Here is a 13,136-nt window from a genome sequence, read left to right as displayed (position 1 = left end):
GGTGACGTACGTCATCTGCTGGTCCGGACATCCGGGTCGAGGCGCGTGGCATGCCCTGGCTCCGAGTGACGCCGTTGCACGTGTACTTCGTACCGCCCACCGGGACCCACCTGCCGGCCTTGAGCCGGATGAAGCGCCAGCACTCGCCGGACGGCCCGGTCTCCTGGCGCGGTCCTACTAGCCGGGTCTAGCCGGGGAAGGTCAGCTCGACGTACGCGCCGGTCTGGTAGGTGCCGTCCGTCTGGAGCGTGACCCACTGGATGCCGGCCGGCCTGCCGTCGGCGTAGGTCACCAGGCTGACGTCGGCCGCGCGGCGCGGCTTGCTGCCGAGCGCGATCGCGTACGCCGCCCCGCCCGCCGTGCCGGTGGTGTACCGGTACCCGACCTCGCCGTCGGGCCCGGTCACCCGCTGCGGGTCGGCCCGGACGTGCGTGTGGCCGCCGAGGACGAGGTCGACGCAACCGCGGTCGAGCGCCTCGCGGCCGAGGTTCGCGTCGTGGACGAGCATCGTGGTGAGCCGCTCCTCCGTCGCGCAGGCCGCGTCCGCCAGGCGGTCCTCGACGTCGGTGAAGCTCAGCCCGGACTCCTCGCGCCAGTTGCCGAGCCCGCTGGAGCGCGGATCGTCGACGCCGAGCAGCGTGGTGCCGCCGGGGCCGTCGACGACCTCCCCGTCGAGCATCGTCCAGCCGCGGTCGGCGAGGTAGTCGTGCACGAACCGGCCGTGGTCGTGGTTGCCGGCGACCCCCCAGCGGTCGAACCCGTCGAAGGCCGAGCTGACCGAGTCGAGCGAGAAGGCCTCCCAGGTGCTGCCGGTCGACGTGTCGTCGCCGCCGTTGTACACCCCGGTCGCCCCGGCGGCGTCGCCGATCGCCCGTGCCACCGGGTCCATGCCGATGTTGTCGTGCCGGTCGGCGACGAAGACGACGACGGTCTCGCCCTCCTCCGGCTGGCGCAGCGGGAGGCCGGCGGCCCGCTCGGCGGCGTCGGCGTAGAACTCCTTGCTGGTGTCGTAGGTGTCGATCGCGCTCTCGACCAGCCGGCGGGTCTGCCCCGTCGTGACGTCGCCGCTGACCTGGACGCCGTCGAGCTCCGCGGGCAGGGGCACGCCGGCGCCGAGGAACTCGCCGAGCGTCTGCCACCCGTCCTCGTCGTCGCGGGGAGGGGCGTCGTGCCAGGGCTGCCAGAGGGCCAGCCCGAGGACGACCGCGAGCCCGGCCGCGACGGCGACGTGGGGGAGGCGCACCCGGCTGCGGAGCTCGCGCCGTCGCCGGGAGCCGACGAGCAGCCAGATGCCCACCGGCAGCAGGCCGAGGACCGCGCCCCGGAGCGCCGCGTCGAGCAGCATGTCGTGCACGGCGGCGGTGACCCGGTCGACCTGGCTCCGGGGCTGGCTGCCGAGCAGGGCGTACCGCTCGACGAGGTCGGCGGTCGACGTGACCTCGGTCTTGCCGAGCTGGATCTCGACGCCGAGGACGGTGCCGGTGTCGACACGCACGTCGGGCAGGACCGGCCCGGTATGCAGGACGGCCCAGCCGCCGAGATCGGGCTGGACCTCGGCGTCGTGGCTGGCCAGGACGATCGTCCGGCTGCTGGTGAGGAACAGCAGCAGCGCGGCCACCGCGGCGCAGACCAGCCAGGTCCCGGCGAGCGCCAGGACCTGAGCGACATGCCGCCGAGTCAGCCGCAAGTCAGCGGCGCGCCTCGGCGATCGCGTAGAGCGCGACGGACGCCGCGACGCCGGCGTTCAGCGACTCGAGCTGGTTGGCCATCGGGATCGAGACGAGCTGGTCGCAGGTCTCGCTCACGAGGCGGCCCAGGCCCTCACCCTCGGAGCCGACGACCACCACCAGCGGTCCGTCCGCGAGGTCGAGGTCCGGCAGGCTGACGTCGCCCTCGGCGGCCAGGCCGATCACCATGCACCCGGCCTCCTGGTAGGCCTTGAGCTGCCGGGTCAGGTTGACCGTCTGCGCGACCGGGATGCGGGCGGCCGCACCCGCGCTCGTCTTCCAGGCCGCGGCGGTCATCCCGGCGGCCCGGCGCTCGGGGATCACCACACCGTGCGCGCCGAACCCGGCCGCGCTCCGGATGATCGCGCCGAGGTTGCGCGGGTCGGTGACGTGGTCGAGCGCGACGATCAACGGCTTCTCGGCGTTGACCGCGGCCGCGTCGAGCAGGTCGTCGGGGTGCGCGTACTCGAACGCCGGCACCCGCGCCGACAGGCCCTGGTGGGCGAGGCCCCCGGTCATCCGGTCCATCTCGTTCTTGGAGACCTCGAGCAGCTTGATGCCGTGCTCGGCCGCGAGGGCGAACGCCTCACGCAGGCGGCCGTCGCGCTCCGCGCCCTCGGAGACGTAGAGCGCGTCGACGGGCACGCCCTCGCGCAGCGCCTCGACCACCGAGTTGCGGCCGACGATCCACTCGGCGTCGCCGGTGGTCTTGCGCTTGGGCCGGCGTGCGGCCTCCTTCTCGGCGCGCTTCACGGCCTTGTGGGCCTGGTGGTACGGCCGGTCCTTGGCCTTGGGTGTGGGGCCCTTGCCCTCCAGCCCACGCCGCACCCGGCCGCCCGACCCTGCGGTCGGGTTGCCCTTGCTGCTCTTGCGGATCGCGCCCTTGCGCTGCGAATTGCCTGCCATGACTAGGAGAGACTCCACTTCGGTCCGTCGGGGGTGTCCTCGACCTCGATGCCGGCCGCCTTGATGCGGTCGCGGATCGCGTCGGCGGTGGCGAAGTCCTTGGTCGCGCGGGCCTCCGCGCGCTGCTCGAGCAGCCCGGCGACGAGCACGTCGACCGCCTCGACGAGCTTCTGGTCGTCGCCGCGCGCGCCCCAGGCCGGGTCGGCCGGGTCGAGCCCGAGCACGTCGAGCATCGCCAGCACCTGGCCGGCGTACGACGCGGGGTCGTCGGCCTGGTTGAGCGCGGTGTTGCCGTCGCGCACGACGTCGAACAGCACGGCCAGCGCCGCCGGCGTGCCGAGGTCGTCGTTCATCGCCGCCACGAAGGCGTCGGGCAGCTCGCCGCGCTCGGCCGACGCCCCGGCCCGGTCGAGGAAGTTCTCGATGCGGCGGAGGCCGGCGGCGGCCTCGTCGAGGGCCTCGAAGCTGAACTCGACGTGGCTGCGGTAGTGCGCGGAGAGGAGGTAGTAGCGCAGCTCGATGCCGCGGTACCGCTCGAGCACGGCCGGGATCGTGAGCGAGTTGCCGAGCGACTTGCTCATCTTCTCGCCGGCGGTGGTGATCCACGCGTTGTGCATCCAGTACGACGCGAACGGCCGGCCGGCCGCGCGCGACTGGGCCTGCTCGTTCTCGTGGTGGGGGAACCGCAGGTCGACGCCGCCGCCGTGGATGTCGAAGGCGGGGCCGAGGTACTTGCCGGCCATCGCCGAGCACTCGATGTGCCAGCCCGGCCGGCCCGGTCCCCAGGGGCTCGGCCACGCGGCCGTGGCCGGCTCGGTCTGCTTCTTCCAGCCCTTCCAGAGCGCGAAGTCGCGCGGGTCGCGCTTGCCGCGGGGGTCGGCGTCGGTGGCCGCCTCCATGTCGTCGACCTTCTGCCGGGTCAGCTCGCCGTACCGCGGCCAGGAGCGCACGTCGAAGTAGACGTCGCCCGACCCGTCCGCCGCGGCGTACGCGTGGCCGGTCGAGATCAGCTGCTCGATCAGCTCGATCATCTCGGGCACGTGGCCGGTGGCAGTGGGCTCGTAGGTGGGCGACGCGACGTTGAGGGCGTCGTAGGCCCGGTCGAGCTCGCGCTTCATCCGGGCGGCGTGGGCGTACCAGGGCACCCCCGCGGCCTCGGCCTTCGCGAGGATCTTGTCGTCGATGTCGGTGACGTTGCGGATGAACGTGACCTCGTAGCCGAGGTGGCGCAGCCAGCGCTGGAGCACGTCGAAGTTCACGCCCGACCGGACGTGACCGACGTGGGGCTCGGACTGCACGGTGAGGCCACAGACGTACACGCCCGCCTTCCCCTCCTCGAGGGGAACGAAGTCACGGACTTCGCGGGTCGCGGTGTCGTACAGCCGGAAGGTCACCGGGCAAGTCTAGGGTTTGGTGGTGCGCCGCCTGACATCGTTGATCCTCGCCGCTGTGTTGCTGACGTCCGGGCTGACCTCGGCGTTCGTGGCCCTCCCGGCCGACGCGGCCCCGGCCCGGCAGATCTCGTTCGCCCGCTTCGACTCGCCGTCGGGCCTCGAGGGCCTGTCCGACGGCGTGAACCGGGACTCGTGGACGTCGGAGTGGACCTCCCCCGGCTTCGCCCTGACCCGGCTCGTCGCGTCGTGGTCGGCGTGGACACCGGGTGACAGCTGGATCCGCGTCGAGGTGCGCGGGCGGTCCGGCGCGACGACCTCGAGCTGGGACACCCTGGCGACCTGGGCCAACGGCGACCGGCACCTCCGGCGTACGTCGGCCTCCGGCCAGGCCGACGACCTCGGCTCGGTCAACGTCGACACGTGGGTGGTGCCGGACGGCGTCACGTCCTACCAGCTGCGGGTCACGATGGTCCGCCGCGCCGGCCAGCAGGCGACTCCGCGCGTGGCGGTCGTCGGGGCGATGGCGTCCGCGCTGCCGTCGGTCGACGACGTGAGGACCTCCAGGCCCGGCGTCGCCGGCGGCATCACGCTCGACGTCCCGCGCTACTCGCAGATGGTGCACACCGGCCACTTCCCCGAGTACGGCGCGGGCGGCGAGGCGTGGTGCTCGCCGACCTCGACCTCGATGGTGCTGGGCTACTACGACGCGCTGCCGAAGCCCCGGGCCTACCGCTGGGTCGGCGCCGGCCACGTCGACCCGTGGGTCGACCACGCCGCCCGGATGACCTTCGACGAGGAGTACGACGGCACCGGCAACTGGTCGTTCAACACGGCGTACGCCGCCACGCTGGTCCCGACCGCGTTCGTCACCCGGCTGCGGTCGCTGCGCGAGGCGGAGCGGTTCATCAAGAAGGGCATCCCGCTGGTCGCCTCGATCGCGTTCGGCCCCGGAGAGCTGTCGGGGGCGCCGATCTCGTCGACCGACGGCCACCTCCTGGTGATCGTCGGCTTCACCGAGTCCGGCGACGTCGTCGTCAACGACCCGGCCGCCGACACCCGCGCCGGCGTGCGACGGACCTACGACCGCGGCCAGTTCGAGGACGCCTGGATCCCGGCGTCCGGCGGCACCGTCTACGTGATGACCGACGAGCAGCACACCATGCCGAGGTCACCCGGCAACTGGTGACTCCTGCGCATCAGCCCTCGTCGTCCTCCCCGACCGTGAAGCTGACCGTGTGCCACCCGGTCGCACCGTCGGGGACGGGCTCCTGCTCCTCACCGGTCTGCACGACGCCGTTGCTGTCGATCGCGCGGACCATGGCCTCGTGGTCGCCCGGCTCGAGCGCGACCGCGATCGCCCACTGCACCCAGGTGTCGACGTTGGGCACCCGCGCCAGCCGGGCCGGCGCCCAGTCGCTGCCGTCGACGCTGACCTCGACCGCGCCGATCCCGGTGTGCTGGGCCCAGGCGACGCCCGCGATGGCGGTGCCCTCGGCGACGTCGATGCGGGAGGCGAGCTTGACCGGGCCGAGCTCGGACCAGCCGTTCTCGGTCCAGTAGGCCGAGATGTCCGCGAACCGGGTCACCTTGAGGTCGACCACCCACTTGCACGCGGACACGTAGCCGTAGAGCCCCGGAACCACGGTGCGGACCGGGAAGCCGTGCTCGATGGGCAGCGGACGGCCGTTCATCGCGACCGCGAGCAGCGCGTTGCGGTCGTCGGTCAGCGCGGCCAGGGGCGTGCCGCAGGTCCAGCCGTCGTCGGAGGTCTGCAGCACGGCGTCCGCGCCCTCGTGGACGCCCACGACGCGGAGCAGGTCGGCGATCCGAACCCCGCTCCACCAGGCGTTGCCGACCAGGTCGCCGCCGACCTCGTTCGACACGCAGCTGAGGGTGACCCACGCCTCGGTGAGCTCGCGGTCGACCAGGTCCTGGTAGGTCAGCAGCAGCTCGCGGTCGACCATCCCGTGGATGCGCAGCTGCCAGTTCGCCGGCTCCACGGCGGGCACCGAGATGGCGGTGTCGATCCGGTAGAACTCGTCGGCCGGGGTCATCCACGCCGCCACGCCCGCCACGCCGACGGACACGCCCCGCGGCACCTTCGGCTCCGTCACGTCCGGGAGGCGCACCAGCCGCCGGGCCTCCTCGACCCGGCGCCGGCCGGTGCTGGCGACCCGGCCGAGCGCACCGGCCGCGGCCGCGGCGGCGCCGACCAGCCCGGCCCGGATCAGGAAGGTCCGGCGCGTGTGGTCCGGGTGCGCCCGGTGGGTCTCGTCGACGGTCTCCTCCGCCGCGACGGCCTTCTCGTGACGGGTCAGGGGCTCGGTCAGCAGCGAGAGGCAGACCAGCCAGGTCGCGAACCCCAGCGCCAGCGGTACGACGTCGAACGCGGTCTGGCCGCGCTGGGCGAGGAGCGCGACGGCACCGAGGGCCGCGAGCACCGCGAAGACGACCGTCGGCGCCCACCAGCTGCGCCGCGCCAGCCGGCCCGCCCAGGCGAAGACCACGGCCAGCACGAGCAGGATCCCGAGCACCAGGGCCGGCTTGTCCCAGTGGCCGAGGAGCTCGATCGCCTGCTCGGCGACGGCGCCCGGCGTCAGCCGGATCACCAGGTCGGCCACCGCGACCACCGGCGGCTCGCGGACGGTCAGCACCTGCGCCACGCCGTAGCTGGCGGCGACGCCGGCGAACCCGGCGACGAGGCCGGCCACCGACCACGCGCGGGAGGTGCTCACGGGGACATCTTGGCTCAGAGGCGCCGCGGCCGGGCACTGCCGTCGCCGTGGCGCCTCGTCGGGCATCATTCGTCGTGTGACAGCTCTGCCCCGGATCGGCGTCGGCACCGACGTGCACCGGCTCGCCGACGGCGTACCCCTGCACCTCGCCGGGCTGCACTGGCCCGACGAGCCGCAGGGCCTCGAGGGTCACTCCGACGCCGACGTCGCGGCGCACGCCGCGTGCGACGCGCTGCTCTCGGCGGCGGGCCTGGGCGACCTCGGGTCGAACTTCGGCACCGCCGAGCCGCAGTGGGCCGGCGCGTCCGGCGCGGCGCTGCTGGCCGAGACCGCGACCCGGGTGCGCGCCGCCGGCTACGAGATCGGGAACGTCGCGATCCAGGTCATCGGCAACCGGCCCCGGCTGGGCTCGCGCCGGGCCGAGGCCGAGGCCACCCTGTCCGCGGCCGTGGGCGCCCCGGTGACCGTCTCGGCCACGACGACCGACGGCCTCGGCCTGACCGGCCGGGGCGAGGGCGTGGCCGCGATCGCTACAGCGCTGGTTCGGTAGCCCCGTCGAGCATGTCGCCGAGCCCGACGAGCTCGAAGACGCGGCGCACGCACCGCGCGGGCTCGACGATGCTCAGCGAGCCGCCGACCTCCCGCAGCTGGCGCTCGAGTCCGAGCAGGAGCCGCACCGTCGAGGCGTCGCAGAACGACACCTCGGCCAGGTCGACCCGGAACTCGCGGCACCCCGCGGCCACCGCGCCGTCGAGTTGGGCGGCCATCGCGGGCGCGGTGGCGAAGTCGAGCTCGCCGCGCATCCACACGGCGGCGTCGGGTGGGTCGACGAGAACGGCGGCAGTGCCGATTGAGAAGTCCATGACTGGTCCCGGGGTACATCATCGAGCAACCGGGAACGGAGACGTCTTGGTTGACGGGTCACGAGGAACTCTCGGCTCGCTCTCGACCCTACGCTGCTCCCCCAGGCCCGCACCCCGCCTGTAGGGGTGAAACCTCAGGCGGCCGCGTGCTTGCGATGCCCGACCAGCACGACCCCGTCCTCCAGGCGCACGTCGTACGCCGGGATGGCCACGTGGTCGTCGTCCAGGCACCTGCCGCTGCGCAGGTCGAAGGCGTGCTTGTGCGCCGGCGAGGCCACGAACGGCACCCCGTCCCGGACTCCGACGATGCCCTTGGCGATCACCGAGGCCTTGGCGAACGGGTCGTAGTTGCCGAGCGCGTACACGTGCCCGTCCTGGGTCCGGAAGATCGCGAGCGCCTGGCCGTGCACGAGTGCCGTGGCACCGCGCTCGACCTCGAGGTCGTCGATCCGGCAGACCGGCTGCCACTCCATGCCCCGAACCTAGGAGCGTGGTGTGACGGGGCTGTTTCGTCGTGTGACGGCCATGAAAAACTCAGGTTCGTGCCCGCTGCCGTCGTCGTCCTCGCCGCCGGGGCCGGTGCCCGCGTCGGCGCCGGCTCCAACAAGGTGCTGCTCCCGCTGGGCGACCGACCGGTGCTGGCCTGGTCGGTGCAGGCCGCGCTCGCGCTCGCGGACGTACGCCGGGTGCTCGTGGTCGTCCGCCCGGGCGAGCTCGACCTGGTCGCCGATGCCCTGTCCCCCGTCCTCGGCGACGCCGAGGTCGGCCTGGTCGAGGGCGGCCCGAGCCGCCACGCCTCGGAGTGGAACGCGCTGCAGGCGCTGCGGGCCGAGATCGAGTCCGGCGCGGTGGACGTCGTCGCGATCCACGACGGCGCCCGGCCGCTCGCGACGCCCGAGCTGTTCACCGCCACGATCGATGCGGCCCGCAGCACCGGCGGCGCCATCCCGTGCGTGCGGCTCACCGGGCTGCTCGCCCTCGACGCCCGCGCCCTGCCGGCCGGGCTCGTCGGCGTGCAGACGCCCCAGGCCTTCCGCGCGGGCGAACTGCTGGCGGCGTACTCCTCGGCGCAGGAGGACGGCTTCGACGGCACCGACACCGCGGCCTGCTGGAGCCGCTACACCGACCTGCCGGTCGCGGCGGTGCCGAGCTCGCCGCGCAACCTGAAGATCACCTTCCCCGAGGACCTCGAGCTCGCGCTCAGGCTCGCGTGAGCGCCTCCAGCACGCGCACGTCCTCCTCGGAGCCGACCCGCCGCGCGGACGGCGGCGCCTCGACCAGCTCGACCGGGAACCGCGCCCGCAGCGCGGCGACCAGCTCGGCGAAGTCGGTCGACGGCAGACCGTCCAGGACCGCGACGACCTCCGCCGGCAGGACCACCGGCGAGGCGACCGCGACCAGGCCGCCGCGGTCCACGGTCTCCCCGACCACCCCGTCGGCGACGACCTTGACGGTGTCGGTGACCGGCCGGACGCCCACGACGACGCAGGCGTGCTCGACCGCGCGCTCCAGGCAGCCGGCGATGAAGTCCGGCGGCGTCATCGGGCAGAGCGGGTCGTGGAGCACGACCGGCTCGCCGGACTCGACGAGCGCACCCCACGTCGTCCCGGTGTCGACCGGGGTCACGCCGGACTCCCCGAGCGCCCACGCGGCGGCGGCCACCAGCGCCTCGCCGTGGATCAGGGCGAACGGCAGGTGGCCACGGTCCTGCTCGAGGACGGTGCCGAGGGCTTCGAGCTCCACGGCACCGAGCCTACAAATGCGACGAGGCCCCCGGATCACTCCGGGGGCCTCGGTCAGCGGCTCAGGAGGCGAGCACCTCGTCGAGGAGGGCCTCGGCCTTGTCCTCGTTGGTGTGCTCGGCCAGCGCCAGCTCGGAGACGAGGATCTGACGGGCCTTGGCCAGCATGCGCTTCTCGCCCGCGGACAGGCCGCGGTCCCGCTCGCGGCGCCACAGGTCGCGCACGACCTCGGCCACCTTCATGACGTCGCCGCTGTGCAGCTTCTCGAGGTTCGCCTTGTAGCGGCGCGACCAGTTCGTCGGCTCCTCGACGTGCGCGGCCCGGAGGACGTCGAACACCCGGTCCAGCCCGTCCTTGTCCACGACGTCACGAACCCCGACCAGGTCGAGGTTGCAGGCGGGTACTCGTACGACCAGGTCCTGCTGGGCGACGATCCGGAGTACGAGGTACTCCCGGTCCTCTCCCTTGATGGTCCGCATCTCGATGTCCTCGATGATCGCGGCCCCGTGATTCGGGTAAACAACCGTCTCGCCGACAGTGAATGTCATATGTCAGGTACCCCTTCCTAGGTGTCCATTCTAACACGCGTTCGGAGCGGTCCTTTCGGCGTTTGCGCAGGTCAGGGGCACAATGCAGGCTTGACAGAATCGCAGTTGATGTGGTGGGCGGCACTTGTCACCGATACTGCGGTGTATGTCGCCGACCCTGCGCCGCCGCAAGGATGCCGAGTTCACGCAGGCTGAGCCGCCCCGGCCCGACCCCCGCCCGGAACGGCGGCGCACCCTCGCGCACACCACCCCGGTGCTGCTGCTGCGGGCCGCCCATCCGCGGCAGGCCGTCCTCACCGCCGGCGGTCTCGCGGTCGCCGCGGCGCTGACCGGGCGGGCCGGTCGTGAGGTCGCGCTCGTGCTCGCGACCGTCCTGGTCGGGCAGGCGATCCTCGGCTGGCACAACGACCTCGTGGACCGCCGGCGCGACGCCACCCGGCTGCCCAGCGGCAAGCCGATCGCCGACGGCTACCTCGACCCCGGCACGGCCTGGTTCGCGCTCGTCTGCGCCGTGCTGCTCGTCGTCCCGCTCTCGATCCAGAACGGCGTGACCGCCGGGGCGGCGTACCTGGCCTCGCTGGCCGTCGGGATCCTCGGCAACGTCGCCCTGCGCCGCAGCTGGTTCTCGTGGGTGCCGTGGGCGGTGGCCTACGGGCTCTACCCGTTCTTCCTCTCCTACGGCGGATGGGGCGGTGACGCGACCGGAGAGCCCCCGCAGGCGGCGATCGTCGCGCTCGCCGCGGCGCTCGGCATCGGGGTGCACGTCCTGTGCGCGCTGCCCGGGCTCGTCGCCGACCACGAGGACGGCGTCCGGAGCCTGCCGCTGCGGATCGCGCTGCGCACCGGGGCGACCCGGCTGCTGGTCCTCGCGCTCGCGTGGACGGTGCTCGCCGTGGTCGCCCTGCTGGTGGTCGGGAACAGCACCGGACTGGCGCAGTGACGCTGTCGGGCGACCGCGGGTACCTCTCCGGTCCGGCGTCGTAGCGAGCGGGCCGTCGCGCCGATCTGGCAAGGCGGAGGTGCGAAGGCGGGCCGGAGGCCCGTCGAGTCGCCGACAACGCCGCCAGATCGGATGCGACGGTCCGCGGAGCCGACGCATCCGGACCCGGAGCGGTGCCCTAGGGTTGGTGTCTGCAACCCACTCGACCGTGAAGGCCTGAAGATGCAGCTCCGCATGACCACCCGGGTGCTCGCCGCCGCTGGGGCGCTCGCGCTCACCACCGCGCTCTCCTCGTGCGGCTTCGACTACGCGACCGACCGGAACTACACGCCGGGGCCGAACACCAACGACCGCGACGCGCTCATCGACGTCCTCGGCGCCACGGTCGTCTCCGGCCAGGAGGGCTCGGGCACCTTCATCGCGTCGTTCGCGAACAACGTCATCGACGAGGCGGGCACGGTCGAGTCGCTCACCGCGACGACGCTGGAGGGCGACGAGCTCCAGGTCGACGAGTTCCAGCCGATCGAGGTGCCGGCCCACGGGCTGGTCAACCTCGCCACGGAGGGCGGCATCGTCATCACCGGCGACGTGACCTCCGGCGACTTCGTCAACGTGACCATCGGCTTCGGCGACGGCGACTCCGTCGACATGGAGGTGCCGGTCATGCCGAACTGCGACGAGTTCGAGGGCATCGACGAGTCCGGCGAGGGTCCCTACGAGGACCAGTGCACCGTCGAGGCTCCCGAAGTCGAGCACTGAGCCTCAGGAGGGCCGATGACGTACACCCTCGTCCTGCTCCGCCACGGCGAGAGCGAGTGGAACGCCAAGAACCTCTTCACGGGCTGGGTCGACGTCCCGCTCAACGACAAGGGCCGCGCCGAGGGCGCGCGTGCCGGTGAGCTGATCCGCGAGTCCGGCCTGCTGCCCGACGTCGTGCACACCTCGCTGCTGCGCCGCGCGATCAACACCGCCGGCCTGGCGCTCGACGTCGCCGACCGGCACTGGATCCCCGTGCGCCGGTCGTGGCGGCTCAACGAGCGCCACTACGGCGACCTCCAGGGCAAGAACAAGAAGGAGACCCTCGAGCAGTACGGCGAGGAGCAGTTCATGCTCTGGCGCCGCTCCTTCGACGTACCCCCGCCGCCGATCTCCGACGACAGCGAGTGGTCCCAGGCCGGCCTGCCGCAGTACGCCGACCTCGGCGACGAGCTGCCGCGCACCGAGTGCCTCAAGGACGTGATCGCGCGGTTCCTGCCCTACTGGGAGTCCGCGATCGTCCCCGACCTGCGCGCGGGCAGCACGGTGCTCGTCGCCGCCCACGGCAACAGCCTGCGCGCGCTGGTGAAGCACCTCGACGGCATCAGCGACGAGGACATCGCCGGCCTCAACATCCCCACCGGCATGCCGCTGGTCTACGAGCTCGACGAGGACCTCACGCCCACCGTCCGCGGTGGCCGCTACCTCGACCCCGACGCCGCCGCGGCTGCCGCCGCCGCTGTCGCGAACCAGGGACGCTGAACTGGGGTAGTCCCTGACGTTCGAGGGGTCAGCACGGCGTGTCGACCCCGGTACCGTCAGGGACTACCCCGGCCGGACCTGCGTCTCAGGATGCCTCGGCCGCCGACGTCGGGTGCTCGCCGGTGACGACGAAGACGACCCGGTTCGCGACCGAGACGGCGTGGTCGGCGATCCGCTCGTAGTAGCGACCCAGCAGGGTCACGTCGACCGCCGCCTCCACGCCGTGGGGCCAGTCGGCGGAGAGCAGCTCGGCGAAGCTGGACCGGCGCAGCCGGTCCATCTCCTCGTCGACGTCCCGCAGCGCCACGGCCGCGTCCACGTCGCGGTCGGCGATGATCTTCGAGGTCTGGCCGACCATGTCCTCGGCGACCTGGGCCATCCGCTCGATCGTCGGGCGCATCGGGCCGGGCACCGCGACGTTCGGGACGCGGAGCCGGGCAATCTTGGCGACGTGCACGGAGAGGTCGCCCATGCGCTCGAGGTCGCTCACCATCCGGAGCGCCGCGACGACGGTCCGCAGGTCGCTGGCGACCGGTTGCTGGAGCGACAGCAGGAGGAACGCGGAGTCCTCCAGATGTTCCCGGGCACGGTCGATCTCGGCGTCACCGCTGATGACTCGCTCGGCGATCCCGGCGTCGCCGCTGAGCAGCGCCTCGGTCGCGAGCCGGACGGACGTCTCGACGGACCCGCAGATCTCCGCGAGGTCGCGGAAGATGCCGTCGAGCTGTTCGTGGAAGGCCTCTCGCATGACATCGGAGCCTAG

At 72.9% G+C, this 13,136-nt stretch carries 15 protein-coding genes; 6 read left to right on the top strand and 9 right to left on the bottom strand.

Features of this window, described 5'->3' with window-relative positions; all coding sequences use genetic code 11:
- Positions 1–187 precede the first annotated feature (187 nt).
- From ACYQ0U_RS09920 to cysS, 3 genes are read right to left on the bottom strand one after another with little or no spacing between them, the layout of a single operon-like run.
- Entirely contained in the window at positions 188–1,687 is a 1,500-nt protein-coding gene (locus tag ACYQ0U_RS09920) for a metallophosphoesterase (RefSeq protein ID WP_459972195.1), read from the bottom strand.
- A gap of 1 nt (position 1,688) precedes the next feature.
- Complete coding sequence (rlmB, locus tag ACYQ0U_RS09915) at positions 1,689–2,633, bottom strand: 23S rRNA (guanosine(2251)-2'-O)-methyltransferase RlmB (RefSeq protein WP_459972193.1); 945 nt, start codon at positions 2,631–2,633, stop codon at positions 1,689–1,691.
- Between the two features lie 2 nt (positions 2,634–2,635).
- Positions 2,636–4,027 carry a cysteine--tRNA ligase gene (cysS, locus tag ACYQ0U_RS09910; RefSeq protein ID WP_459972191.1) on the bottom strand — a complete coding sequence of 464 codons (1,392 nt, stop codon included), beginning with the start codon at positions 4,025–4,027 and terminating at the stop codon, positions 2,636–2,638.
- 22 nt (positions 4,028–4,049) lie between these two features.
- Between cysS and ACYQ0U_RS09905 the strand changes: the two genes are divergently transcribed.
- Entirely contained in the window at positions 4,050–5,213 is a 1,164-nt protein-coding gene (locus tag ACYQ0U_RS09905) for a C39 family peptidase (protein ID WP_459972189.1), read from the top strand.
- Between the two features lie 10 nt (positions 5,214–5,223).
- Here the strand turns inward: ACYQ0U_RS09905 and ACYQ0U_RS09900 are convergent, their stop codons facing one another.
- On the bottom strand, positions 5,224–6,762 hold the full coding sequence (locus tag ACYQ0U_RS09900) for a molybdopterin-dependent oxidoreductase (RefSeq protein WP_459972186.1): 1,539 nt from the start codon (positions 6,760–6,762) through the stop codon (positions 5,224–5,226).
- A 76-nt stretch (positions 6,763–6,838) separates the two neighbouring features.
- Between ACYQ0U_RS09900 and ispF the strand changes: the two genes are divergently transcribed.
- Positions 6,839–7,312 carry a 2-C-methyl-D-erythritol 2,4-cyclodiphosphate synthase gene (gene ispF, locus ACYQ0U_RS09895; RefSeq protein WP_459972184.1) on the top strand — a complete coding sequence of 158 codons (474 nt, stop codon included), beginning with the start codon at positions 6,839–6,841 and terminating at the stop codon, positions 7,310–7,312.
- Here the strand turns inward: ispF and ACYQ0U_RS09890 are convergent.
- Positions 7,293–7,625, bottom strand: a complete 333-nt coding sequence (locus ACYQ0U_RS09890; protein WP_459972182.1) for an STAS domain-containing protein — start codon at positions 7,623–7,625, stop codon at positions 7,293–7,295. The two genes, ispF and ACYQ0U_RS09890, sit on opposite strands and share 20 nt — an antisense overlap.
- A gap of 134 nt (positions 7,626–7,759) precedes the next feature.
- The gene (nirD, locus tag ACYQ0U_RS09885; protein ID WP_459972179.1) at positions 7,760–8,098 is read right to left on the bottom strand and encodes a nitrite reductase small subunit NirD; all 339 of its coding nucleotides are present in this window, start codon (positions 8,096–8,098) and stop codon (positions 7,760–7,762) included.
- A gap of 69 nt (positions 8,099–8,167) precedes the next feature.
- On the opposite strand from nirD, the gene ACYQ0U_RS09880 reads away from it, so the two are divergent.
- The gene (locus tag ACYQ0U_RS09880; protein ID WP_459972177.1) at positions 8,168–8,839 is read left to right on the top strand and encodes an IspD/TarI family cytidylyltransferase; all 672 of its coding nucleotides are present in this window, start codon (positions 8,168–8,170) and stop codon (positions 8,837–8,839) included.
- Here the strand turns inward: ACYQ0U_RS09880 and ACYQ0U_RS09875 are convergent.
- Both ACYQ0U_RS09875 and ACYQ0U_RS09870 read right to left on the bottom strand, forming a co-directional pair.
- Positions 8,826–9,368 carry a 2-C-methyl-D-erythritol 4-phosphate cytidylyltransferase gene (locus ACYQ0U_RS09875; RefSeq protein ID WP_459972175.1) on the bottom strand — a complete coding sequence of 181 codons (543 nt, stop codon included), beginning with the start codon at positions 9,366–9,368 and terminating at the stop codon, positions 8,826–8,828. The two genes, ACYQ0U_RS09880 and ACYQ0U_RS09875, sit on opposite strands and share 14 nt — an antisense overlap.
- 61 nt (positions 9,369–9,429) lie before the next feature.
- The gene (locus ACYQ0U_RS09870) at positions 9,430–9,915 is read right to left on the bottom strand and encodes a CarD family transcriptional regulator (RefSeq protein WP_028636525.1); all 486 of its coding nucleotides are present in this window, start codon (positions 9,913–9,915) and stop codon (positions 9,430–9,432) included.
- Between the two features lie 145 nt (positions 9,916–10,060).
- On the opposite strand from ACYQ0U_RS09870, the gene ACYQ0U_RS09865 reads away from it, so the two are divergent.
- The 3 genes from ACYQ0U_RS09865 (at position 10,061) to ACYQ0U_RS09855 (ending at position 12,373) form a co-directional block, all read left to right on the top strand.
- Positions 10,061–10,855, top strand: coding sequence for a UbiA family prenyltransferase (locus ACYQ0U_RS09865; RefSeq protein ID WP_459972172.1), 795 nt, complete (start codon positions 10,061–10,063; stop codon positions 10,853–10,855).
- A gap of 222 nt (positions 10,856–11,077) precedes the next feature.
- A complete protein-coding gene (locus ACYQ0U_RS09860; protein WP_459972170.1) occupies positions 11,078–11,614 on the top strand; it encodes a hypothetical protein in 537 nt (178 codons plus the stop codon).
- Positions 11,615–11,629: 15 nt separating this feature from the next.
- A complete protein-coding gene (locus ACYQ0U_RS09855; protein WP_459972168.1) occupies positions 11,630–12,373 on the top strand; it encodes a phosphoglyceromutase in 744 nt (247 codons plus the stop codon).
- A gap of 85 nt (positions 12,374–12,458) precedes the next feature.
- Here ACYQ0U_RS09855 and phoU read toward each other — a convergent pair whose 3' ends face one another.
- Positions 12,459–13,121 (bottom strand): phosphate signaling complex protein PhoU, encoded by a 663-nt coding sequence (gene phoU / locus ACYQ0U_RS09850; RefSeq protein WP_459972166.1) that lies wholly within the window; start codon positions 13,119–13,121, stop codon positions 12,459–12,461.
- Positions 13,122–13,136: the final 15 nt, after the last annotated feature.

The organism is Nocardioides pyridinolyticus, assembly GCF_054653575.1.
This window is presented reverse-complemented; position numbering and strand designations above follow the sequence as displayed.

What these genes read in the sequence shown, in the direction of transcription:
- rlmB (WP_459972193.1), bottom strand. Translation starts at nt 2,633, where the DNA reads ATGGCAGGCAATTCGCAGCGCAAGGGCGCGATCCGCAAGAGCAGCAAG.
- ACYQ0U_RS09890 (WP_459972182.1), bottom strand. Translation starts at nt 7,625, where the DNA reads ATGGACTTCTCAATCGGCACTGCCGCCGTTCTCGTCGACCCACCCGAC.
- nirD (WP_459972179.1), bottom strand. Translation starts at nt 8,098, where the DNA reads ATGGAGTGGCAGCCGGTCTGCCGGATCGACGACCTCGAGGTCGAGCGC.
- ACYQ0U_RS09870 (WP_028636525.1), bottom strand. Translation starts at nt 9,915, where the DNA reads ATGACATTCACTGTCGGCGAGACGGTTGTTTACCCGAATCACGGGGCC.
- ACYQ0U_RS09865 (WP_459972172.1), top strand. Translation starts at nt 10,061, where the DNA reads ATGTCGCCGACCCTGCGCCGCCGCAAGGATGCCGAGTTCACGCAGGCT.
- ACYQ0U_RS09860 (WP_459972170.1), top strand. Translation starts at nt 11,078, where the DNA reads ATGCAGCTCCGCATGACCACCCGGGTGCTCGCCGCCGCTGGGGCGCTC.
- ACYQ0U_RS09855 (WP_459972168.1), top strand. Translation starts at nt 11,630, where the DNA reads ATGACGTACACCCTCGTCCTGCTCCGCCACGGCGAGAGCGAGTGGAAC.
- phoU (WP_459972166.1), bottom strand. Translation starts at nt 13,121, where the DNA reads ATGCGAGAGGCCTTCCACGAACAGCTCGACGGCATCTTCCGCGACCTC.